We start from the raw sequence: 22,634 nt of genomic DNA, 5'->3' as shown, positions 1-22,634 counted from the left end.
TTATTAGAGTGCCTAAGAGCAATGGCAATGCAGTTTCAATGGCCGATCGATGCATCCCGGCCATGCATTGCCGCAAACTGCAATGGGCGGGTCGTCGGACCCGCCCATTGGATGATCTTATCGGGCCGCCAGCCAGGCCATGCTCTGGTTCAACTGGTCCCTCGGGGCGTTGAGCGGCGGAACCGGATTGGGAACCTCCATGAAGCGGGGTTTGACGCCGAGGAGCGGGCCGACGCGCTCCAGGATCTTGCCGGTGGTGACGCCGGCGTTCCAGGCAGCCGTGGAATATCCATAGGTCTCGGGCAGGCCCTTGGGCTCGTCGTAGAGAACGGTGATCAGATATTTCGGCTTGTCGAAAGGAAACACCGCCATGAAGGTGGTGAAGTTCAGGTTCTTGTTGTAGCGCCCGCCGATCAGCTTTTCGGCCGTGCCGGTCTTGCCGCCAACCTGATAGCCGAAAATGTCGACCTTCTTGGCCGAGCCGTTGGTGGCGTTGAGGCGCATGATGTAGCGCATCACGTCGGAGGTGTGGGGCTTGAGCACCGGCTTGGACAGGGCCAGAGCCTCGTCCTCGTCGCGCTTGATGAAGGTCGGCTTCATCAGATGGCCGCCGTTCATCATTGCGCCAACCGCCATGACGGCCTGCAGGGGTGCAACGGTGATGCCTTGGCCAAAGGCAATGGTGGCGGAGTTCAGAGTGCCCCAGCGACGCGGCAGGATCGGCGCAGCATTTTCGGGCAGCTCCGTCACCAGGCGATCGAGCTGACCCATCTGACGCAGGAAGGCCTGGTGGGCAGGCACGCCCAGGCCGAGCGCCATGCGGATGACGCCGATATTCGACGAATAGGTGAACACCTCCGGCAGGCTCAGCATGCGGCGCTGCGGATGGTAGTCGCGGATGGTCCAACGCCCGATGGTGACGCTGCCGGCCCGGGCATCCAGCATGGAATTGGTGGTGAACCGGCCCGATTCGATCGCCATGGCCAGGGTCAGCGCCTTGAAGGTCGAACCCATTTCATAGGTGCCGACATTGATACGGTTGATCCTGTTGGGATCGAGGGCATCGGCCGGATTGTTGGGATCGAAGTCCGGCAATGACACCAGTGAGATCATCTCGCCGGTGGTCACGTCCATGATGACGCCGCCCGCTGCCTTGGCCTTGAAATGCTCCATGCCGGCGATGAGCTCGTCACGCATCACCGCCTGGGCGCGCAGATCGATCGAGGTCTGCACCGGCTTCATCGCGTCGGAGGTCGAGGCATAGCCGAGCGCCTGCAGCTCGGAGAGCCCGCGCTTGTTGTCGATGTATTTCTCCAGGCCAGCTATGCCCTGGTTGTCGATGTTCACCGCGCCCAAGACGTGGCTCACCGTCGGCCCGTTGGGGTAGATGCGTTTGTTTTCGTTGATGAAGCCTATGCCGGGCAGGCCGAGCGCATAAATGCGATTGCGCTGTTCTGGCGTGATCTCGCGCTTGAGCCAGATGAAGCCCTTGCCCGAGGCAAGCTTGGTCCTGAGCTCACGTGCGTCGAGCTCGGGCATCTGCGCGGTCAGCAACTCGGTCGCCTCGTCGACGTCGATGATCTTCTTCGGCTCGGCGTAGAGCGAGGGCACCTGCACGTCCGTGGCCAGGATCCGGCCGTTGCGGTCGAGGATATCCGGGCGAGCCGCCGCCAACTGGTCGGCCGCCGAGCGACGTGCGTCATATTGCTGGTCGGGAGCGGTGCCGAACTGGGTGAGCCGCGCCATGATCGCCATATAGATGCAGACGAAGCCCACCACGATCAGCACGATGCGCCCGCCGCTCTTTTCGAGCTTGGAAAGGCGCCGGCGCGGCGTCTTGGCGGGGCTGGCGGCGTCCGAGCCCGTCCCGGCTTCGGGCGCTGATGCGTTGGCCTGGTTGTCCACGATGGTCCCGTCGCTCATGTTCCCCTCACTCATGGGGTCGATCCTGTGACTTGCGGCGCCCCGGCCAGGCCGAGTCCTTCGAGTTTTTCGGCAATCAAATCGCCTTCGCGCGCCTTCTCGGGCAGATCGGTGGCATCGACGGATTGGACGACCTTCATCGGCACGAGGTCGAGATGGCGCTTGGCCAGGGCGCCGATACGGTCGGGCTGACTCATGAAGGCCCATTCGGCTTTGAGTGATTCGATGGCGCGACGTTCGGTCTCGATGGCCCGGCGCAGCTTGGCGACCTTCTCGGCCTGCAAGGTCGATTCATATTTGATCGAGTAGACGCCGATGGCGGAAGCCACCAGCAGACCGACCAGGATGAGATTGAGAATGCGGGTCAACGGCCTCTCCCGGATTGAAGACTCACCTCAGGCAATCCGAGGAAACTGGTGCCGGTGTCACGAGCGGGGGCTTCGCTGCGGATGGCGAAGCGCAGCTTGGCGGAGCGGGCGCGGGGATTGAGCTCGGCTTCCGCCTCGCTCGCAGCCAGCGCTCCCCGATGGGTCTGAACGAAGGTCGGTGGCGGTACCGCCACCACGGGCTGATGGCGCGAACCGCCGGCCTGGCTGCGGGTGCGGTCGGTGAAGAAGGCCTTGACGATACGATCTTCGAGCGAATGGAAGGTCACCACCACCAGGCGTCCGCCGGGCTTGAGTGCCCGCTCGGCGGCCAGCAGGGCCCGGCCGAGTTCGTCGAGCTCGCCATTGACGGCAATGCGCAGAGCCTGGAAGGCACGCGTCGCCGGATGAATGTCGCCGGGCTTGGAGCGGATCACCCGGCCGCACAGATCCGCCAGTTGCATGGTGGTGAGGAACGGCTCCTTCTGCCGATCGGTGACGATGGCGCGCGCCAGTGCACGCGCGCGGCGCTCCTCGCCCAGCACCTGGAAGATGCGGGCCAGCACCTCCTCGGGAAGCTCGGCCACGAGATCGGCGGCGGTCGGCCCGGCATGCGAGCCTTCACGCGACATGCGCATGTCGAGCGGCCCGTCGCGGCGAAAGGAAAAGCCGCGCTCGGCCTCGTCGAGCTGCATCGAGGAGACCCCGATATCCAGCACCACCCCGTCGACGCCGCCCTCGCCCAGCATGGGCGCGAGCTTGTCGAGATGGGAAAAACGGTCCTCGACCAAAGTGAGGCGTCCCTGCATGTCGGAAACCAGGGCCATGCCGTCGGTGATGGCGTTGCGATCGCGATCGACGGCGAGCACCTGCACATCGGGCGCGGCCGCCAGAACTGCGCGCGTATAGCCCCCTGCCCCGAACGTGCCGTCGATGAAGCGCTCGCCCGCCTTCGGCTCGAGCGCCTTCAGCACCTCGGCGAGCATCACCGGCACATGCCGGGCGGCATCGTTGGCGGGAGCGGAGGAAGCGGACATCGAACTCTCAAAGGCAGGAATTACAGGCGGAAGCGGCCCGCAAATCGGGCAGATTTCTCCTATCCCATTAACGCCCATGAAAGGTTAATGAAGGGTTCGTGGAGACAGCTCCACTCCTTGAAAATTCCGTTACGTCACCACTTCGATAAGAACTCGAGATCCTGCCATTGCTCCCTGCCTCTTTCGCAGTGCCGCAAAGGCGGGCACTATCGGCGCCGAACCGTTTCGACGGTGTGGAGATTCGCAGCCAATGCCCCGACCCGCCAAAGCGCTCTATTGCGCTGCAGCCTTGACCCTCGCAATGCCCGTGACGGGTGCTTCGGCCGAGGAGAGTCTTGCCAATCTCGATGCCGGCGGGCTGGTCATCGAGCCGGCGGACCAGCTCGAATTGAAGGCGGAGGACATCTTCCTCTCGGCCAAGCAGGTCCGGGCTGCCTATCGTTTCCTCAACAAAGCCGGCCAGGACCTGACGCTGACAGTCGCCTTCCCCCTTCCGGAGGTGACCGGCGAAACGGACCTGGATTTAGCCATTCCCAACCCGGCTTCGCCGAACTTCCTCGATGTCCAGGCCAAGGCGGCCGGCAAATCGGTCGAGGCGAGCGTGGAACAACATGCCTTCTTCACGCCGGACGGCGGCAAGGAGAGCGAAATCACCGATCTGCTCAAGAGCCTGAACGTGCCATTGCTGCCCGCCGTCGCCTCCACCGCCGAGGCTCTCAAGCGCTTGAACAATGAGGACCGTACCAAGCTGAGTACGCCGGGCTATATCGAGCAGGCTGGCGAAAACTGGGTCCCGCTCTGGACCTTGCGCTCCAGGATCGTTCGCCAGCAGGTTTTACCAGCCGGCAAGGAGATCATCCTGCAATACAGCTACACGCCGAGCATCGGTTCGGCGGCCGGCCTCTATTTCGACCGCGCCAACCTGACCGGCGAGTCGTTGACGCAATATCAAAAGAAATATTGCGTCACTGAGGGCTTCCTGCGTGCGGCCGACGCCTTGACCAAACGCCTGACGGCAGCCAAGCCACAGGCAGGCGAGACCGCGAAGACGCCCAAAACCCGGCAGACCTATTTCGGCTACACCTTCGTCGGCAATGGCCGCTGGTCCGGCCCTGCCGGCCGGTTCGGCCTGGTGATCGACAAGGCCTTTCCCGACAACCTGGTCTCCTTCTGCGCAGAAGGCGCCAAGAAGGTCAGCAGCACCCGCTACGAGCTCAAGCGCAACAATTACGCGCCGGACCGCAATATCGACATCCTGATTCTCGATAAGAACGTCGCGCCATAAACGCTTTACAGATCACGATTTTCCGGACGCTGCTACGGTGACAGCCGCCGCTCCGTGGTTGCAGCCGCCTGTTCGTCCGGAACTCGTTCCGTCACAACCTCGAACTTGCTCAGGCTGTGACGGCCGAAGGAACTGATCATCGGGATGTCGGCGGCATCGCGGCCGCAGCCGATGAGGATCCGCCCAATCCGGCGCTGGTTGTGCCGCGGGTCGAAGGTATACCACTCCCCGCCGAGATAGGCCTGGAACCAGGCATTGAAATCCATGGCGGCCGGATCGGGAGGCACCCCGATGTCACCGAGATAACCATTGCAGTAGCGCGCCGGAATGTTGAGGCAACGGCACAGCGCAACCGCCAAATGGGCAAAATCCCGGCACACGCCAACCTTCTGCTCGAAGGCCTGCAACGCCGAACGCGTCGCGCTGGCACGCTCGTAGCCAAAGCTCAAATGCGAATGGACGAAGTCCGTGACGGCCTGAACGCGCTGCCAGCCATCGGTTATGTCTCCGAAACGCTCCCAGGCGAAGTCGGACAGGAGATCGGTTTCGCAATAACGGCTGGCATGCAAATAGGTCAGCGTTTCCTTCGGCAGGGCCATGATGGGCAGGATTTTCGCCCTCTCGACCGCCTTATCGGGCTCCCCGCTGTCGCGGATGACGCCGTCGCAGCGCAGATGCAGGAAACCATCTTCGACATGGATGCGCCGGCACAGATTGCCAAAAACGTCGATGTGGGCCTGAGTCGGATGGTTCGACAGGGTGGAGAGATCCTGCTCGCGCACAATGTCGCCGCGCCGTGAGGGGTGAACATCGAGAACGGTGATCAGCGTGGTCGGTTGCGAGAACTGCATTGCAATATCGAAACCGTAGCGGATATGCATCTTGGCTTTCCCATAAACGGCACCGGCCCGCATCCTCATCCCGCTGGGGAGGTGGCGGCATGCCGAGGGGTGCAAGCTAGCGCCGGGAAGCCTGCAGCAATAGAAGCCGATACGTCAGCATTGCTAGTGCGGATGCATCAGGTGCTTCAGCTTGAGCGGGTGGGCCGGGCTTTTTGCGAAGCGCCGGTGAATCCGCGCTCGCGCGCCCACACCACGGCGGCGGCCCGGCTGTGCACACCGGCCTTGCCATAGATGCGGGCGACGTGGTTGCGCACCGTATTGCGGGTGAGCTTCAACGCCTTGACGATTTGGACATCGGTCAGCCCCTGGCAGAGCAGGCCGAGTACTTCCAACTCCCGCGGGGTCAGGTCGGCCAGCTCCGTGGAGGCCCCGTTCGACGTCCCTCCGCCCCGCAGATTGGCCAGCTTCTCGATTACCGTACGGCTGAACCAGGACGTATCCTGCATCACGGCTTCGATGGCGGACATCAGCTCGACTTCCGATCGCTTGCGTTCGGTAATGTCCTGCAGGACGATCAGGACGCAGTCCTGGCCCTGAATGCCGACGGTCTCGGCGGAGACCAGGCAATCCAGGACTTCCCCATGCCGGCTGCGCAGCTCCAAATCCCGGTTGCGCAAAGCTCCATCGGTCTCGATGTCACGTTCGAGTTGACGCCTAGACCCGCTCGAAGACCAGATCGGTACCAGGGCGATGGGCTTGTCGATCACGTCCTCACGCGCATAGCCCATGACCACGGTGAAGGCCTCGTTGACATCCAGCACGTGGAAATCTTTGCGGGCCATCACGATGGTCGGCACGGGAGTCATGCGAAAGGCCCGGGCGAAACGCTCTTCGCTCTGCCGCAAGGCCTGTTCGGCCCGCCTGCGCGGCTCCATATCCATGAAGGTGAAGAGCATGCAAGGCTCCTCACCGATCTCGATCGGCTGGCCGGCGACGATGACCAGCTTCGAGTCGCCATCGGCCAGGCGTAAACTTGCCTCGGTCTGTGGAATCGTGCGCCCCTCGCGCAGGGAGGTGATCGCACTCTCCCGGACTCCGGCATTCTCCAACACGTCGATTTCGTAGGTCGAGCGGCCGAGAACCTCCTCGCGCTTGTAGCCGGTCATTTCCAGGAAGCCCTGATTGACCTTCACATAGCGCAGATCCGATATCCGGCAGATGATGGCCGGCGCCGGATTGGCAGCGAAAGTGCGCTCGAAGCGCTCCTCCGCGGTGAAACGCTCGGTCAGATCCTCGATGACCAGCACGTAGGACTCAGGATTACCGGTCGCATCGACGAGAACCAGCCCTCGAAGCTGTTGGATGCAGCGCCACCCCTGTTTCCTTCTGCGCGGCGCCGCTTTGACGACCTCGACGACCAGTTCCTTGAAAACTTCCCCGGCCAACAGGCGATTCAGAGGGTATTGCTCGGGAGCCAGCGAATGGTTGTTGCGGTATTTCAGCATATAATTCCGCCGATATTCGTCCGGCGTCCTGCCCAACTCCGCCAGTTCTCCCGCATCATGCAGGTCGAGGGCCCTTTCATTGGCCCAGACGATCCCCTCCGCAGGGTCTATCAACAAGATGCCTTCGGCCAGCCCCGCAATGATCTCCTGGAGCTGACGCCGATCCACCTGTCGTCGCAGGATGCTCACATCCGGAACCTCGTTCGCCATGACCTATTCCCACTGCCGGCGAGAGGCGCGGCATGCCATCTCTTACGGACGGAACCATAGTCCGGAACGGTGTGAGGCGAAAGGAACGGCGCTCCACTTCCAGGCGCCGGTAAATGACCGCTTCAATGCGGGGAGCGCCCCTGGACACTCCCCGCTCTCGTCACTTCTTCAATGCGTCGCGCGCCGCATCCTTGGCACCGCCAACGGCACTCTGGACCTTGCCCGCGAGCTTTTCCGCCTTGCCCTCGGCCTGGGTCTTGGCATCGCCCGTCACCTTGCCGACGGCCTCCTTGATAGTGCCTTTGACCTGCTTTGCGGCCCCTCCGACACGATCCTTGTCCATGTCCATTCTCCTGCACTGCCACAGCCGGCGCGCCTGCACCGGACGGCATGCTCTATTGCCGCATGTCGAGCGCAATATCGAAAGACGTCAGGGTATCAGGCGGCCTGATCCATCTGCACCAGAAACGGTCGGGTCAGCTGTCGATAGGACCCGGCCATGAAGGCTCTGGGGACACCATGGTGTTCTCACGCACTGCGAGCAAAGGCTCGCCAGACCAGCAGCACGATGACTGCGCCGACAACAGCGCCGATGAAGCCCGCCTTTTCGCCGATCGTGTACCAGCCGATCTGCTGCCCGAGCCAGGTCGCCAGCGCCGCGCCGACCACGCCCAGTATCGTGGTAAGGATGAAGCCGCTGGGATTGTGCTGCCCCGGCGAGAGGAAACGCGCAAGCAGGCCAACGATGAAGCCGATGAGGATGGTCCAGACGATACCCATGATGTTACCCGGTTCGAAGTCCGCGGGAGTTCGCCGGATCGCCACAGAGGCCCATTCCCGAATTCCCCACGATTTCAACTGACTGTCGCGCCTCCCTGAATCGGAATCATATCCGCCGAGAGACTCACTCGGGCGCAATGTGGCGGCGTTCGGTGACAAAAACAAGAACGACTGGCCTGGAACAGCGGTTCTAGAAAAGGCACGAATTGGAGCGCGGAGATCTCAGCGACATGCTTGCATGTCGCGATGTCCGCTCTTGGAGACATCGCGTTTGAAGTCGAAAAGCGGACTGCAAGTCCGCGCACCGCTCATCCGCTGAAAGGCAAGGCTAGCTGGCCTGTAAGCCGGGTTCTGTATGGCCCGCTCGCGCGGACGTGGCGACCATTCATCTGGGGCCACCGTCACCGGTGACCTCAACGCAACCAACCCGGACGACGGCGCGGAAATGCGCCTCGGCGCGTCCGAAGACCGCCGCGGTCGTCCCTATTCGGTCTTGCTCCGGGTGGGGCTTGCCATGCCGCTGCCGTTACCGGCCGCGCGGTGCGCTCTTACCGCACCCTTTCACCCTTACCCCGGCAAGTTCAAAAGAAGCCTGCCGAGGCGGTTTACTTTCTGTGGCGCTTTCCCTGAGGTCGCCCCCGCCGGCCATTAACCGGCACCCTATTTCCGTGGAGCCCGGACTTTCCTCCATTCCCAGGTTTGAGCCTGGCAACAGCGGCCGCCCAGCCAGCTAGCCGCGCCTGTGTGACGCCAAGCGCCGGCGGCGTCAACAAAGAAAAACCGGCGCCAACCGATTGGTTGGACGCCGGGAGTTATGTCTTTGGGAGGAAATGGGAGAACCATTCGCCAGTGACCTTAGCGCCGGCAGCGCGGGGGCGCTGTGCGAAAAGTCACACCAGTGCCTGCTTGGCCAGGATGAGGCTGCGCAAGGTTTCAATGGTCGAGGCATCACAGACGCCGTCCACCCTGGCCTGGCGGAAATGGCGCTGGAAGGCCGTCACCACGGCCTCGGTGAGCGCATCATAGACCCCGTTCACCGCGATGCCGTAGCCATAGAGCGAGAACATCGCTTGCAGCGCCTCGATGGGCTGGCCGGCCTCGCCGGCGGAGAAGAAACGCCCGCCCTGAATGGCGGCGGGGCGCACATGGAGGCCGATACCCTCTTGCGCCAGCCCGGCCCAGTCGAAACGCTCACCAGGATCGGTCTTGCGCAGCGGCGCGATGTCCGAATGCCCGAGCACATGGTGCGGCCTGACGCCGTGGCGGTTCACAATATCGCGGCATAGAGCCTTGACGGCCATCATCTGCACAGCAGGAAAATCCCGATAACCCCATTCGTGTCCGGGATTGACGATCTCGATGCCGATGGAGTGGGAGTTGATATCGGTCACGCCCTCCCAGCTCGCCTGGCCGGCATGCCAGGCCCGGCGGGACTCGGGCACCATCTGGATGATCCGTCCGCCCTCGTCGACGAGGTAATGGCAGGAAACCTGCGAAGCCGGATCGGAAAGCCGGGCCAGCGCCAGTTCACCGTCGGGCATGCCGGTATAATGCAGGACGAGCAGAAGTGGCGACGCCGGGTCGAGGCGCTCGCCATGATTGGGCGAGGCAACGGCAAGGTTGGCGAGGGATGTATCAAGCTGCAAGGGCGGTCTTTTCGATACGGCAGATGGAAGGGTCCATCCACGTTGTCGGCCGCTTTCCCAGGCAGACAGGTCTGCCTGGGAAGAGTCGGTCTCGATGCGGACCGGTATTACAACCAGTTGATCCGCTTGAGAACCCATAGCGTGACGATCGAGGTGATCGTGACGAAGGCCACGATGGTCGCGAAAGCCCAGCCCTTGTCGACGCCGGGAATACCACCGACATTCATGCCGAACAGGCCGGCTACCACACTGGGCGGCAGCAGCAGCGCGGCAAGGGCAGCCAGGCGGTTGGAATTGTGCGCGATACGTTCGCCAATCACGGTGGAAAGATCGTCATGCAGGATACTGGTCCGGTCCCGGATCGCGTCGAGATATTCGATGAATCGCATCAGCTTGTCGATCACCTCACGCAAGCGCAGCTTGTCGCGTTCATCCAACCAGGGAGCGTCGTCATGCTCCATGCGGTTGAGTGCATCGCGCTGGGGGGCAAGATAGCGGCGCAGTTGCACCGCGCGCCGCCTGAGCAGCTTCAGGCGCTCACGCACCTCGCCGGCATCGCCCTGGAAGATCAGATCGTCGAGTTCGTCGACCTCCTCGTCCATGGCATCGAGCACCGGCTCGAGGTCGCGAACCAGCTTGTCGCCGATCATCGCCAGGAGATCGCCGGCATGGCTCGGCCCCTTGCCCTTGTGCAGGGCCTTGCGGATGTCGCGCAGAGCCGTGATGTAATGATCCTTGTCGCGCAGCGAGATCACGCGGTCGCCATCGACCCACAGATGCAGCGGAACCAGATCGATATCGGCGGGCTTTTCCTCGACTTCCTCCGGCGCGGTCGCACAGACACCGCGTAGAATGATCAGCAGACCATCGTCGATCGGCTCGACACGCGGCCGCGACTCTTCTTCGAGGAGGGCATCTGCGACGACAGGATCGAAATCTCCTCTGCCATGGACCCAGTCGGCGGCGGCGGGATGATCGCGCTCCAGATGCAGCCAAAGCACGCCGTCACCGGGCTTCCAGGCCCGGGCCTGCGCCATGTCGAGCTGGCAGCAGCCGCCCCGCCCGTCGAGCAGCAGGGCGAAACGCAATCCGGGTTCGATACCATAGCTCGCAGTCGGCGCGTTGGCGGTTTCCATACGGCCTCACCACAGTCTGAACAGCTGGGACGCATCCCGGCGGAACCGAAAAGCGCAGCCTGCACAAAAGCTTGCCGAACCGCGCGGATTCACATTATCCGTTCGATCCCTCGTGGCAAGATCAATCAAAAGCATGATGATTCGTTTTGTGACATCATCACCGTCCGATGCCGGCGCCACGCCAAACCGACCAGCGAATGACGCCCATGCAATTGACCATTGCCGAACTCACCGAACGCTTTCCCGACTTCCGTGTGGCCGTCCTCGTGGCCGAAGATCTTGCCGTCACCACGGGACGACCGGGCCATCTCGATGCGGCCATCCTCGCCTCGGAGGCAGCCTGCCGCAGCCAGCATGAAGGTATGGAACTTTCCACCATTCCGGGTGTCGTAGCCTGGCGCAGCGCCTATAAGGGCTTCGGCATCAAGAAGACCAGCTATCGTTCCTCGGTCGAGCGACTGATCAAGCGCGTGCTGGCGGGCGACAGACTGCCCGCCATCAACAATTTCGTCGATATCTACAACACGATCTCACTGCAGCACGGCTTCTGCATCGGCGCCGACGATCTCGACAAGATCGCCCCGCCCGTCGCCTTCCGCTTCTCGCGCCCCGGCGACAGCTTTCTGGATATGGGCGCGGAGGCAGGTGAGGATCCCAATGATCCGCCCAAGGATGGCGAGGTCGTGCTCGCCGACAGCAGGCATGTGCTGTGCCGCCGATGGAACTGGCGCCAGGACATGCGCTCGGCCATCACGCCGGAAACAAGGCGGGCGCTGGTGACGGTGCAGGCCAATGGCTGGGGTGAACTGGAGGAGGCCACCAACCATCTCGCCGGTTGGCTCACGGCCGATTGCGGCGCCAGCATCTCGATCGGCTACGCCGACAGGAGCAATCGCACGATCACGCTGGGTTGAGCGGATCGTGCTTTTGCGAGGTGTATTCTCGTCATCTTGCCGTTCTCGAGCCAATGGCCTAGTGTCGGCGCATGAACATAAAGCGCATGACCTGCATGCATCTTGCCACGCACCTCCCTCGGGGCGCGGGAAGAGTATTGCCGTAAGCGCGATACGATCGCCCCATGAACCCTGCGAGGCGAGCAGGGTCCATGGAAGCCCAGCTCTCCTCGCGAAAAGGAGAGCGACCATGCCCCCGACCCCATCCCATCCCCTCGATTCACGGCCTGCACCGCCGGGACTGTCGATACGTGCCACGCGTTTGGAGGATGTCGACGCGATAACCGCACTCGCCAATCTTCCCGGCTACAGGGCCGGCACGCTTCGCCTGCCCTATCAGAAGCCGGAGCTGGCCCGGCGATGGCTGGAAGGGCTCGGTCCGGAGGCCTTCAATCTCGTCGCCGTGCTCGAGAGCACCATCGTGGGAAATGCCGGCCTGGAGCGCTACGGCGGCCGGCGGGCCCATGCCGCAGGTCTTGGAATGGGCGTTCATGACGACCATCTCGGCAAGGGTATCGGCACCGCGCTGCTGCGGGAAGTCATCGACGCGGCCGATCATTGGCTGAGGATCGAGCGTCTCGAACTGACGGTCTTTGCCGACAATCTGCAGGCCATACGCCTTTACGAACGGTTCGGCTTCAAGCAGGAGGGGTTCCTGCGCAATTACGCATTCCGGGCCGGTGCGTTCGCGGATGCCCATATGATGGCACGGCTGCGGGGGTGAGCCCTTCTCCCTGTTCCTGAGGAAGTCATGACCGAGGCAAGCATCATCCAGCAAAGCACCATGCCGCAAACGAGGGAAAGCCTTGCTACCGACCTGCGGCTACTCGGGGTCACGCCCGGCGGAACATTGCTCGTTCATAGCTCCCTCAAGGCGCTCGGCTGGGTCAATGGCGCCGAGACGGCGGTGATCCAGGCGCTTTGCGACGTCATCACCCCCGAGGGCACGCTCCTCATGCCGGCGATGTCGCCGGACCTGACCGATCCTGTCCACTGGGGTGCGCCGCCCATTCCGCAGGCATGGCATGAACCCGTGCGCCAATCGATGCCAGCCTTCGACCCCAAGCGAACACCGGCACGCGGCATGGGCAGGATCGCCGAATTGTTCCGGACCTGGCCCGGTGTGATGCGCAGCAACCATCCCACCAGTTCCTTGGCGGCCTGGGGCACACGGGCTGAGACGATCCTTCAAGACCAACCGCTCGAAGACCCCTTCGGCGAGAACTCGCCGCTGGCAAGGCTTTACGATCTCGAAGCCAGGGTGCTTCTACTCGGCGTCAGTTTCGAGAGCTGCACAATCCTGCATCTGGCCGAGCGACGGACCTGGCCGCACCAGACCTTGATACAAGAGGGCGCTCCCCTGATGGTCGATGGCGAGCGCCGCTGGCAGCGCTATGAGACAGCGATCCTGCGTGTCGATCTCCTGGAGGATGCGGGACGCCATCTTGTCGAGACGGGCATCGCCCGTAGCGGCACCATAGGATCGGCACCATCCCATCTCCTGCCTGTCCGCGAAACAGTCGATGCCACCGTTTCGCGCTGGCGCGGCATGAATATACTTAGCGCGTAGGAAACTGGCGCCGGCAACGCGGGTATCCTCGTCCACTCCTGGGAGGATCCCATTTCAGGAAGCGAGAGAAGCGGACTGGAAGTCCGCGCTCCAGCTAAGCCGCCGCCTTCTCCACCTTTGGCCTGAGGCCGAGCAGATGGCAGATGGCATAGACCAGATCGGCCTTGTTCATGGTGTAGAAGTGGAAATCGCTGACCCCGCGATCGACGAGATCGAAAACCTGTTCGGCGGCGACCGCGGCGGCCACGAGTTTACGCGTGGCAACATCATTGTCCAAGCCTTCGAAGCGGTCGGCAAGGCGTCGCGGCACATCGGTCCCGCAGCGCTCGGCGAAGCTGCGGACCTGGTTGAAATTCTGCACCGGCACGATGCCCGGTACGATCGGAATATCGATGCCCGCCTCGCGAACCCGATCGACAAAGCGCAGATAATGCTCGTTGTCGAAGAAGAACTGGGTGATGGCACGCGTGGCACCGGCATCGACCTTGGCCTTGAGGATGTCGATGTCGAAGGCGAGCGACGGGCTTTCGGGGTGCTTCTCGGGATAGGCCGAGACGGAGACCTCGAAATCGCCCTGCGCCTTGATACCCGCCACCAGATCGGCAGAGTTGGCATAGCCACCCGGATGGGGTTCGTAGCGGGCACCCACCCCTGCCGGCGGATCGCCGCGCAGCGCCACGATGTGGCGCACGCCTGCTTCGGCATAGCCACGGATCACCTCGTCGATGGCCTCGCGCGTTGCGCCGACACAGGTCAGATGTGCAGCCGGGCGGATATCGGTTTCCTGCACCATGCGGGCCACCGTGCCATGCGTGCGTTCACGGGTGGTGCCACCGGCACCATAGGTCACCGAAGCGAACAGGGGATCGAGCGGCGCCAGGCGTTCGATCGCCTCCCATAGGGCCGCTTCCATCTCCGAATTCTTCGGCGGGAAGAACTCGAAGGAAACCCGAATACCGCCGTGTGAGGGCAAGGCGTGACCAGCCATCACGCGACCTCCTGACCAAGAGTGATAGTGTCCGAGACCCGGCGCGGATCACGCCCGGTCCAAATCGATACGGTGAGGCTCGAGCGCCCCCCGCCCGCTTCCACCAGGCGCCAGCCATCCGGCCGCAGATGCGCGGCTTCCAGCCAATGCTCGATCGTCTCGCGGGCAAAACCGAGACGGCGATGCGCGAAATCCTCGCGCATGAATTCGAGTTCGTGTGGGGCGAAATCAACGATGACCAGACGGCCACCCGGGCGCAGCGCCCGCCCGATCTCGCGCAGGGCCTTGGCGCCATCGTCGAGGTAATGCAGGACCTGATGCACGATGATGAGGTCATAGGCGCCCGGCTCGACCGAAAGCGCGAAGAGATCGCCCTGCCGCACCACGGCATTGCGGATACCGTTGCGTTCGAGATTGGCCCTGGCGATCACCAGCATTTCCGCGCTGGCGTCGATGCCGACAGCACGGACCGCCAGCGGCGCGAACAGTTCGAGCATGCGCCCGGTGCCGGTGCCGATGTCGAGGAAAGCCTGGATAGGCTGGCTGCCGACCACCTCGCGCAACGCTGCCTCGACCGCCTCGTCGGGGGCATGCAGGGCGCGTATGCGATCCCAGTCACCGGCATGGGCGCGGAAATAATCGGCAGCCACCGCCGCCCGGGTGCGCCTGACTTCGACGAGGCGAGAACGGTCGCGGGCAAGAATGCGGTCGCTGCGATCAAGGCCGGCAAGGATTTGCGCGAAGATCTCGGATTTCATCGTCCCTTCCGCCAGGCGGAAGAAGGCCCAGGCGCCCTCGCGGATGCGCTCCACCAGGCCGGCTTCAACCAGAAGCTTGAGGTGGCGCGAGATGCGCGGCTGCGATTGCCCGAGGATCTCGGTGAGATCGGTCACGTTGAGCTCGCCTTCCGCCAGGATGGCCAGCAGGCGAAGGCGCGTCGGTTCACCCGACGCCTTCAGCGTGCCCAACACCATTTCGAAAGGAGCTAGATTCGTCATCCTACGCCACCGTCTCTCACATAAAGATATGTTTATGTCATTTCCCAAAATGCGCAAGAATTTTGTTTCGCAAGCGACGACATCATGTGAACAGGCGACTTCTGCGCGGATAAGCTGGTGAAATCATCGCCTACCCCTTCGAACTGATTGCGTTATGCAATTGGTTTGGGCATAGTGGCCGGAGAACAAGGGAGGCGCCAATGGCCACGATCGTCTATGCCATGCTGATGTCCCTGGATGGCTATGTCACCGCACCACAGCAGGAATTTGGGCTGCCCATCCCCCAGGCCGAGCTGCACCGGCATTTCAACCGGCTTATGCGGCAGACGTCGGTCGCACTCTATGGGCGGCGCATGTATGAGGTAATGCGCTATTGGGACAACCCCGAGCGCGAACAGGACTCCGGCGAGGTCGAGATGGATTTTGCCTACGCCTGGCGCGAGACGCCTAAGCTCGTTTTCTCGACGACGCTGCGGGAGGTCGGGCCGAATGCGACGCTGGTGAGCTCGGACGCCATGGAGGTGGTGCGCTCGCTCAAGGCGGAGAGCGACGGCGAGATCGGCGTCGCCGGCCCCACCTTCGCCGCCGAACTGGCGCGATCTGGCCTCATCGACGAATACCGGCTCTATCAGCATCCCCTCGTGCTGGGCGGCGGCAAGCCCTATTTTCAGTCGGGCCTGTCGCTCAAGCTGAAACCGCTCGGCAGTGAAAGCCTGCCCCAGGGCGTGACGCTGCTGCGCTTTGCGCCCGCCGGGCCGGAATTGCCCTGAAGTACCAGTGTAGCACTTGCCGTTTCCGGCTCAGCCCTGCCAGATCCACTGCTCGGGGACACGCAGCTTGAACTCTTCGCCGCCCCGGATCGAGCCGGGACGGTCGACGGTGGCGACCACGCCGCGCAGGCGCTTGGCCGCGGCGGCAAAGCGCAGCGCAAGCCCCTCCTGCCCGCTCAGATGCCGTTCGACTTCCGCCCCGGCGATGCGGCAGGGATCGTTCTGCCCCGTCACCGCCAGCACGGCGCCCGAGGGAAAGAACAGTCTGGTACCACGCGGGAGGAAGGAGAAATCCGGCACGCCTTCCACGGCGAGGTTGGCGCCAAGCCATTCCGGCTCCACGCGCTCGACACCGAGATTGTCGGCGATCACCGCAAGGTCCTCCATCGAGACGATGGAGACCTGGCGTTCGTTCTGGATCGGCGCGTTGCGCTCGAACCAGGGTACCCTGACATCGGCGGGCCTGAGGAAACCGGCATGCCGGTCTCCCGGTATGCCCTCATGCGTGAGTATGAGCTCGGCTAGTCTCTTCGCCCCGATAGCCTCTCCCCCGGCTGCGGCGACCATGACCACCCGCCCCGCACGCTTGAGCACAGGGCTGACAGCGATGTCGGGGGTGGTGTTGATCGAAGGATCCGGCATGGTCTCACCTCGTCTGGCAGCGCGGGAATCTCGGTCTGCCACCGAATCGGCAGCGACGCAAAAACGCCGCTCGATGGCTTGCCTCATCCCCCCTCGCCGGCGCTCACCAGCCCACAGTCACGCAGGATACGGGGCAAGTGGCGCCGGATCTGCCAGCGTGTCAGCAGCACCAGAATGACCAGCATCGGGAGATTGTCGAGAATGGCGCGGAGGAATCCGATCACCACATTGCCGATGAGACCGCCATCTCCCAGAAAGCCCGAGACGTCACCGCCCAGCAGGCCGGCGATCAGCATTGCACCATAATGGGAAATCGAGCCTGTAACCTGCAACATCGGCGCGACATAGAACAGGAAGTTCAGCGCCCAGCCGACAGCGAAGACGAACAGGGCCACGGGAATGCCGATCCGCCACCAGACGGCGAAGATGGCCTTCTTGATAATCTGCGTTTCGCTCACGTCCTCGTCTCCGTTCCGGCCCGACCATGCCGGTTCAGGGCAGGCCGCGTCAAATCGGCGACAATTGTAGGCGGGTCCTCAGACCCGCCTACCCTCTCCGGCAAGCTTACGTTTCCAGGCGAGTCCGAAGAGCCGCCCCCGCTTACGCCCCGACCTTCACCGCTTCGCGGTTGGCGATGCGACGCTGCTCAACCGCCAGCGCCAAGCGCTCGAGGGCGACGACGGTGGTGTCCCAATCGATGCAGCCATCGGTGATGCTCTGCCCGTAGGTCAGCGGCTGGCCGGGCACCTGGTCCTGGCGGCCGGCGACGAGATTGCTCTCGATCATCACGCCGATGATGCGGTTGTCGCCTGCCGCGAGCTGCATGCCGATATCGGCCAGCACCAGGGGCTGGTTCTCCGGCTTCTTGGCGCTGTTGGCATGGCTGGCATCGATCATCACCACCGGCGAGAGTCCCGACTTGGCGACGTCGCTGCAGGCCGCCTCGACGCTCGCCGCATCGTAATTGGTGCTCTTGCCGCCGCGCAGGATGATGTGGCAATCCTCGTTGCCGGTGGTCGAGGCAATGGCGGAGCGGCCATCCTTGGTCACCGCCATGAAGTGATGAGGCTGGGACGCCGATTTCACTGCATCGACCGCAATGCGCACATTGCCGTCCGTACCGTTCTTGAAACCGACCGGGCAGCTCAGGCCCGAGGCCAATTCGCGATGGATCTGGCTCTCGGTGGTACGCGCCCCGATGGCGCCCCAGGCGACGAGGTCGGCGATATATTGCGGCGTGGTCATGTCGAGGAATTCGCAGGCTGCCGGCAGACCGAGATTGTTGACGTCGAGCAGCACCTTGCGGGCGATGCGCAGCCCCTTGTCGATCTGGAAGCTGCCATCGAGATCGGGATCGTTGATCAGGCCTTTCCATCCCACCGTGGTGCGCGGCTTCTCGAAATAGACCCGCATGATGATTTCCAGCGAGGAACCCAGGCGCTGGCGCAGCTTCATCAGGCGATCGGCGTAATCGAGGGCGGCCACCGGATCATGGATCGAACAGGGGCCGACCACCACGGCGAGACGATCGTCGCTGCCACGCAGGATGTCATGCACGGCCTGTCGCGATTGAGCGACGGTGCGGGTTGCCTCCAGCGTGCGGGGATGTTCTCCCATCACGTCAGCCGGCGTGGTCAACGCCTTGATTTCACGGATACGAAGATCGTCGGTGGTGCTCAACATGGCCTGGGTTCCAGTCTCGGTTTGGGCTTTGGTTGGTCCCGGCCGGCGGCATAAAAAAACCGCCAGTCGGGCTGGCGGTTGTTTGGGTCTGATCTGTTGCTGTCTTCAGATCGAGCGCACCCCTACCTCCGCCTGAGGCCTGCGAAAGCCAAAATACCAATAAAAGGTGGGGGCGGATGCAAAGGTCATGGCAGGCATATAGCGACGGCCAATGATTTTGTCACGTGCGAATTTGCCGTGAGCAATCAGCTTCCCAGCGCCTGGACTCGTTCGGCAAATACCTGTCCCAGCGTGCGATGTGCCTCGGCTTCGTAATGGATGCCATCGATGGGGCTCACCTCGATTAGCGTGCCGACATCGAGAAACTCGGCACCATGCTTGCGCGCGACAGCCTCGTACAAAGGCGGCAGGGCCTGCGATTTTTCCACCCCGCCGGCGAACAGCGATCCGAGGCAACCGACGAGGCGGATGGGCGGCGGACAGGCGATCAGCAGCTTGGCCGGCGGCCGGTCGAGATTGGGCGCCCCGGCGATGATGCCGGCGAGAATGTCGACCCCGGCGGCGATGTCTTCAGGCGGCGCGCCGAAACGGGCCTTGAGATCGTTGGTGCCCAGCGTCAATACGATGACATCGAGCGGATGATGGCTTTCCAGGCAGGCGGCGAGATAGCGCCGGCCATTCTTGTGGCTTCCCTCGATGAGATCGTCGCGGATGGTGGTACGTCCAGGCAGGCCTTCCTCGATCACGTGCCAGGCATGGCCGAGGATCTTGCGCATGACCCCTGGCCAGCGCGTTTTGCCGTCGTAGCGCCGGGCCTCGTCCAGGCTCGCCAGAGGCGGCGTGCCGAACGTGTTGGAATCGCCGAAACAAAGAACATTCTTCATGGAGGTCTCCTGGAGCGCTTTGCGATGGGGCGGCCTCGACGGGAACCCAAAGGACGCGCCGAAACAAGGAATGAGAGCAAAGACGCGCGATCAGCGTTGCACGACAATAAAGATGCGCGGAAAGGCCAGCACCACCTTGCCGTCGGCCCGCGGCGGATAGGCCTTCGCGATGCGCGCCGTATAGTCTTCCAGAAAGGCAGGCTGCTGCTCGGGATCCAGCGGATCGAGAAAGGCGCGCAGACCGGTCGCCCGCAGCCAGGACACGATGGCCGGCGCATCGTCGAGCACGTGATAATAGGTGGTGCGCCAAATATCGATTGAAGAGGCCTGACCGGCGAACAGATTATAATAGTCCTCGGCGGGCAGGATGCGCTCGCGGATGCGAGAAGCATTGCCGAGCCTGGCCGCCCAGGGGCCGTCCGCGGCCGTCTCGCGCATCAGGCGGTGGGACGGCTCTGCCAGATTGTCGGGCATCTGCACGGCCAGCACGCCGCCCGGTGCGGTTTGGGCCAGCAGGCGCGGCAGCAAAGCTGCATGTCCGGGAATCCATTGCAACACGGCATTGGCGAAGATCAGTTCCGGCGGCTTTGTTGCTTGCCAGCTCGTCACGTCTCCCTGTTCGAAGCGAGCCGAAGGCAGGCGCTTGCGCGCTTCCGACAGCATGGCCTCGGAGGTATCGATCCCGATCACCTCGGCCGCGGGCCAGCGCTTGGCCAGGAGTTCGGTGGAGTTGCCCGGGCCGCACCCCAAATCGACCGCAAGGGTGGGTGCCGCCAGGGGCACGCGATCGAGCAGGTCTCGTGCCGGCCGCGTGCGCTCATCCTCGAAACGCAAATAAAGCGAGGGGTTCCAATCGGCCATGACAAACATCCTTGAATATTCGCTCCAGCGAAGCGTCTACAGCACCATATCCGATTTCGGAATCGGACTTGGTGTTGCAGGCCCTCGTCGTCGCATCGGGAATGCCGCAAACAGGCATCCCCCTTTCGGCACCATGCCCCGGCCGCGCCGGAGGACCATGGTTGACCGCCTCAGGTGATCAGGAAGCCGCCATCCACGGGCATGGCGACCCCGTTCACCATCGAGGCCTTGTCGCTGAGAAGAAAGGCGATGGTCTCCGCCACTTCTTCCGGCTCGAAGAAGCGTCCCAGCGGGATGCGCTGCAGCATGGGCGCGGCCTTGGCAGGGTCGCTCCAGGCCTTCACCGCCATGGGCGTGAGGATCACCGTCGGGCAGATCGCATTGACGCGGATGCCTTGGCGTCCGAGTTCGTTTGCCATCACGGTGGTCAGCGAGTCGAGCGCGCCCTTGCTGGCGCAATAGGCCGCGTGATCGGCAAAGCCGATCGAGGAGGAGATGCTGGATACGTTGACGATCGCCCCCTTCTTGCCCCGGGCGATCATACTGCGCGCGCATTCCTGGCCGAAGATCATGGCCGCGACCACGTTCACCGACATCAGTTCCTGGAAGGCCTCCACACTGGTTTCCAGGAAAGGCTCGAGTGTGGTGGTGCCGGCATTGTTGACCAGCCGATCGACGGGCTGGATCGAACGGGCCACGGCGCGGACGGCCCCGGGATCGGCGAGGTCGACGGCATGGATCTCCGCGCCCGTCTCGGCAGACAGGCTTTCGAGCTCAGCTTGATTGCGCCCGATGGCGATGATTTGTGCGCCCCGGGCCGCCAGCAGCTTGGCCGTAGCCCGTCCGATACCCTTGGTGGCTCCCGTTACCACGATACGCTCGCCGGCAAATTCCATCGCTTCCTCCCGCATGATTGGTGGCATGGTAGCGGGCGCAAGCCTGCTGACAAGTCTGACAAATCAAAGTCAGGAAATTTTGGATCGGCACTAGCTTTGGCGCGCCTCCTGGGCTATTTCCCCCGGCCCTCTTCCCACCGCCAGAGCAAAGCGCGTTCAATCATGGACGTTTTTCCTGCTCTGCCTCTCAGGTTCGACGCGTCCTTGCGATTCTTGTCGGCCTCGACAGATCGCAAAGCCTTAGGAGGCCTCATGCCGCCCCAATCCCCAGCAACGGGACAGAGCACTCCTGTCTCCATTGGCATCGACTTCGGCACCAGCAACACGGTGGTCGCCTTTGCCCATGCCGACGGCCGCACCGAGGCGCTGAACTTCGAGCATGGCGGCCAGGGCCTGAACCATTTCGTCACAGCCCTGTGCTTTTGGGACGAACGCCGCCCCGGTAAGTCCACGATTCGCGTCGAGGGTGGGCCCTGGGCCATCGAGCAATTCGTGGAGGCGACGAGCGCCCTTCGCTTCATCCAATCCTTCAAGAGCTTTGCCGCCAGCGCCACCTTCCAGGAGACCCGTATCTTCCGCGAGCGCTATCGTTTCGAGGATCTGCTGGCGACCTTCCTCAATACCCTGGTCAAGCATGGGGACGGGAAGCTCGACCTGTCGGCGGCCAACCTCGTCATAGGCCGTCCCGTTACCTTTGCGGGCCGCCAGCCCGATGACGATCTGGCGATGCAGCGCTATCAGACTGCCTTCGAGCGCCTCGGCGTCGTCAATCCCACCTATGTCTATGAACCGGTGGGCGCGGCCTTCTTCTATGCCCGCCAGCTCAAGCGCGATGCGACCGTGCTGGTCGCCGATTTCGGCGGCGGCACCAGCGACTTTTCGATCATGCGCTTCGAGCAGGCCGCCGGCCAGTTGAAGGCCGAGCCGCTCGGCCATTCCGGCGTCGGCATTGCCGGCGACGCCTTCGACTATTCGATCGTCGATCGCATCGTCTCGCCGCGCCTGGGCAAGGGCGGGCGCTTCCGCTCCTTCGACAAGGAGCTGTCGATCCCCAATCACTATTACGCCAATCTCGCGCGCTGGCATCAGCTCGCCATGATGAAGACCAATGGCGATCTCAAGGGCTTGCAGGACCTGGTCAAAGTCGCGGTGGAACCGGAAAAGCTCGAAAAATTCATCGAGATCATCGAGTTCGACATGGGTTTCTCGCTCTACAGCGCAGTGTCCAGGGCGAAGATCGCGTTATCAAGCCAGGACGAGACCGAATTCCGCTTCGCCGGCGGCGACATCGAGATCTCGGCCCCGCTGAAGCGCCGCGATTTCGAGCACTGGATCGCCGCCGACGTCTCCCGCATCGAGGCCAGCCTGGACGAAGGGCTCAAACGCGCCAACACCCGGGCCGAGGAAATCGAGCGCGTCTTCCTCACCGGGGGCACTTCCTTCGTGCCGGCCATACGCAAGCTCTTCGCCGAGCGCTTCGGCGAAGAGCGCCTGGTCTCCACCGACCAGTTCGAGTCGATCGCCTACGGCCTCGCCTTGATCGGCCAGGACAAGCAGAAAGAACGCTGGGCCGTGCGCGCGCCCTTGGCGGCATGAACGGCCCCAGCCCGAAAGGTCGAACGGCCGAACGGCCGAACGATAGTGAAGCTTGACTGATCAA

At 63.2% G+C, this 22,634-nt stretch carries 23 protein-coding genes and 1 other RNA gene; 6 read left to right on the top strand and 18 right to left on the bottom strand.

Annotation, left to right across the window (positions count from 1 at the left end; translation table 11 throughout):
- Positions 1-117: 117 nt before the first annotated feature.
- The 3 genes from ACN6KF_RS04775 to rsmH are packed head-to-tail and all read right to left on the bottom strand — an operon-like array spanning position 118 to position 3,325.
- A complete protein-coding gene (locus ACN6KF_RS04775; RefSeq protein WP_434955734.1) occupies positions 118-1,923 on the bottom strand; it encodes a peptidoglycan D,D-transpeptidase FtsI family protein in 1,806 nt (601 codons plus the stop codon).
- Between the two features lie 11 nt (positions 1,924-1,934).
- On the bottom strand, positions 1,935-2,291 hold the full coding sequence (ftsL, locus tag ACN6KF_RS04770) for a cell division protein FtsL (protein ID WP_434955733.1): 357 nt from the start codon (positions 2,289-2,291) through the stop codon (positions 1,935-1,937).
- Positions 2,288-3,325 carry a 16S rRNA (cytosine(1402)-N(4))-methyltransferase RsmH gene (gene rsmH, locus ACN6KF_RS04765; RefSeq protein ID WP_434955732.1) on the bottom strand — a complete coding sequence of 346 codons (1,038 nt, stop codon included), beginning with the start codon at positions 3,323-3,325 and terminating at the stop codon, positions 2,288-2,290. The genes ftsL and rsmH overlap by 4 nt, the downstream gene beginning before the upstream one ends.
- Positions 3,326-3,575: 250 nt before the next feature.
- Here rsmH and ACN6KF_RS04760 point away from each other — a divergent pair, with 250 nt between their 5' ends.
- Positions 3,576-4,610, top strand: a complete 1,035-nt coding sequence (locus tag ACN6KF_RS04760; RefSeq protein WP_434955731.1) for a DUF4424 family protein — start codon at positions 3,576-3,578, stop codon at positions 4,608-4,610.
- Between the two features lie 32 nt (positions 4,611-4,642).
- Here ACN6KF_RS04760 and ACN6KF_RS04755 read toward each other — a convergent pair whose 3' ends face one another.
- The 7 genes from ACN6KF_RS04755 to ACN6KF_RS04725 form a co-directional block, all read right to left on the bottom strand.
- A complete protein-coding gene (locus ACN6KF_RS04755; RefSeq protein ID WP_434955730.1) occupies positions 4,643-5,491 on the bottom strand; it encodes a transglutaminase-like domain-containing protein in 849 nt (282 codons plus the stop codon).
- Between the two features lie 146 nt (positions 5,492-5,637).
- Positions 5,638-7,167 (bottom strand): helix-turn-helix transcriptional regulator, encoded by a 1,530-nt coding sequence (locus ACN6KF_RS04750; protein ID WP_434955729.1) that lies wholly within the window; start codon positions 7,165-7,167, stop codon positions 5,638-5,640.
- Between the two features lie 160 nt (positions 7,168-7,327).
- Positions 7,328-7,510, bottom strand: a complete 183-nt coding sequence (locus tag ACN6KF_RS04745) for a CsbD family protein (protein ID WP_434955728.1) — start codon at positions 7,508-7,510, stop codon at positions 7,328-7,330.
- 185 nt (positions 7,511-7,695) lie between these two features.
- Positions 7,696-7,947: a GlsB/YeaQ/YmgE family stress response membrane protein gene (locus tag ACN6KF_RS04740; RefSeq protein WP_434955727.1), complete on the bottom strand. Its 252-nt coding sequence runs from the start codon at positions 7,945-7,947 to the stop codon at positions 7,696-7,698.
- A gap of 324 nt (positions 7,948-8,271) precedes the next feature.
- Positions 8,272-8,681, bottom strand: an RNA gene (gene rnpB / locus ACN6KF_RS04735) — RNase P RNA component class A.
- Between the two features lie 156 nt (positions 8,682-8,837).
- The gene (locus ACN6KF_RS04730) at positions 8,838-9,593 is read right to left on the bottom strand and encodes an N-acetylmuramoyl-L-alanine amidase (protein ID WP_434955726.1); all 756 of its coding nucleotides are present in this window, start codon (positions 9,591-9,593) and stop codon (positions 8,838-8,840) included.
- A 107-nt stretch (positions 9,594-9,700) separates the two neighbouring features.
- Positions 9,701-10,729, bottom strand: a complete 1,029-nt coding sequence (locus tag ACN6KF_RS04725; protein ID WP_434955725.1) for a CorA family divalent cation transporter — start codon at positions 10,727-10,729, stop codon at positions 9,701-9,703.
- A gap of 206 nt (positions 10,730-10,935) precedes the next feature.
- Here ACN6KF_RS04725 and ACN6KF_RS04720 point away from each other — a divergent pair, with 206 nt between their 5' ends.
- The 3 genes from ACN6KF_RS04720 to ACN6KF_RS04710 all read left to right on the top strand — a co-directional run bounded on the left by ACN6KF_RS04720 (position 10,936) and on the right by ACN6KF_RS04710 (position 13,252).
- Complete coding sequence (locus ACN6KF_RS04720) at positions 10,936-11,643, top strand: B3/B4 domain-containing protein (RefSeq protein WP_434955724.1); 708 nt, start codon at positions 10,936-10,938, stop codon at positions 11,641-11,643.
- A gap of 229 nt (positions 11,644-11,872) precedes the next feature.
- Positions 11,873-12,406, top strand: a complete 534-nt coding sequence (locus ACN6KF_RS04715; RefSeq protein WP_434955723.1) for a GNAT family N-acetyltransferase — start codon at positions 11,873-11,875, stop codon at positions 12,404-12,406.
- A gap of 27 nt (positions 12,407-12,433) precedes the next feature.
- A complete protein-coding gene (locus tag ACN6KF_RS04710) occupies positions 12,434-13,252 on the top strand; it encodes an AAC(3) family N-acetyltransferase (protein ID WP_434955722.1) in 819 nt (272 codons plus the stop codon).
- Between the two features lie 94 nt (positions 13,253-13,346).
- On the opposite strand, the gene metF is transcribed toward ACN6KF_RS04710, so the two are convergent.
- Both metF and ACN6KF_RS04700 read right to left on the bottom strand, forming a co-directional pair.
- On the bottom strand, positions 13,347-14,240 hold the full coding sequence (metF, locus tag ACN6KF_RS04705; protein ID WP_434955721.1) for a methylenetetrahydrofolate reductase [NAD(P)H]: 894 nt from the start codon (positions 14,238-14,240) through the stop codon (positions 13,347-13,349).
- Entirely contained in the window at positions 14,240-15,238 is a 999-nt protein-coding gene (locus ACN6KF_RS04700; RefSeq protein WP_434955720.1) for an ArsR/SmtB family transcription factor, read from the bottom strand. The genes metF and ACN6KF_RS04700 overlap by 1 nt, the downstream gene beginning before the upstream one ends.
- Positions 15,239-15,438: 200 nt before the next feature.
- Between ACN6KF_RS04700 and ACN6KF_RS04695 the strand changes: the two genes are divergently transcribed.
- Complete coding sequence (locus ACN6KF_RS04695; protein WP_434955719.1) at positions 15,439-16,008, top strand: dihydrofolate reductase family protein; 570 nt, start codon at positions 15,439-15,441, stop codon at positions 16,006-16,008.
- Positions 16,009-16,038: 30 nt separating this feature from the next.
- Here ACN6KF_RS04695 and ACN6KF_RS04690 read toward each other — a convergent pair whose 3' ends face one another.
- From ACN6KF_RS04690 to ACN6KF_RS04665, 6 genes are all read right to left on the bottom strand, one after another.
- Entirely contained in the window at positions 16,039-16,650 is a 612-nt protein-coding gene (locus ACN6KF_RS04690; RefSeq protein WP_434955718.1) for an MOSC domain-containing protein, read from the bottom strand.
- 83 nt (positions 16,651-16,733) lie between these two features.
- Complete coding sequence (locus ACN6KF_RS04685; protein WP_434955717.1) at positions 16,734-17,108, bottom strand: hypothetical protein; 375 nt, start codon at positions 17,106-17,108, stop codon at positions 16,734-16,736.
- Between the two features lie 142 nt (positions 17,109-17,250).
- The gene (locus ACN6KF_RS04680; protein ID WP_434955716.1) at positions 17,251-18,333 is read right to left on the bottom strand and encodes a 3-deoxy-7-phosphoheptulonate synthase; all 1,083 of its coding nucleotides are present in this window, start codon (positions 18,331-18,333) and stop codon (positions 17,251-17,253) included.
- A gap of 245 nt (positions 18,334-18,578) precedes the next feature.
- Positions 18,579-19,217: an SGNH/GDSL hydrolase family protein gene (locus ACN6KF_RS04675; RefSeq protein WP_434955715.1), complete on the bottom strand. Its 639-nt coding sequence runs from the start codon at positions 19,215-19,217 to the stop codon at positions 18,579-18,581.
- 90 nt (positions 19,218-19,307) lie between these two features.
- Positions 19,308-20,078, bottom strand: coding sequence for a trans-aconitate 2-methyltransferase (gene tam, locus ACN6KF_RS04670; protein ID WP_434955714.1), 771 nt, complete (start codon positions 20,076-20,078; stop codon positions 19,308-19,310).
- A 170-nt stretch (positions 20,079-20,248) separates the two neighbouring features.
- Entirely contained in the window at positions 20,249-20,974 is a 726-nt protein-coding gene (locus ACN6KF_RS04665; protein ID WP_434955713.1) for an SDR family oxidoreductase, read from the bottom strand.
- A gap of 252 nt (positions 20,975-21,226) precedes the next feature.
- Here ACN6KF_RS04665 and ACN6KF_RS04660 point away from each other — a divergent pair, with 252 nt between their 5' ends.
- Entirely contained in the window at positions 21,227-22,570 is a 1,344-nt protein-coding gene (locus ACN6KF_RS04660; protein WP_434955712.1) for an Hsp70 family protein, read from the top strand.
- Positions 22,571-22,634 lie beyond the last annotated feature (64 nt).

Origin of the sequence: Labrys methylaminiphilus subsp. lupini, assembly GCF_051161885.1 — a bacterium.
GTDB lineage: Bacteria > Pseudomonadota > Alphaproteobacteria > Rhizobiales > Labraceae > Labrys.
The sequence above is the reverse complement of the archived record's forward strand: the minus strand, read 5'-3'. Positions and strand labels throughout refer to the sequence as shown.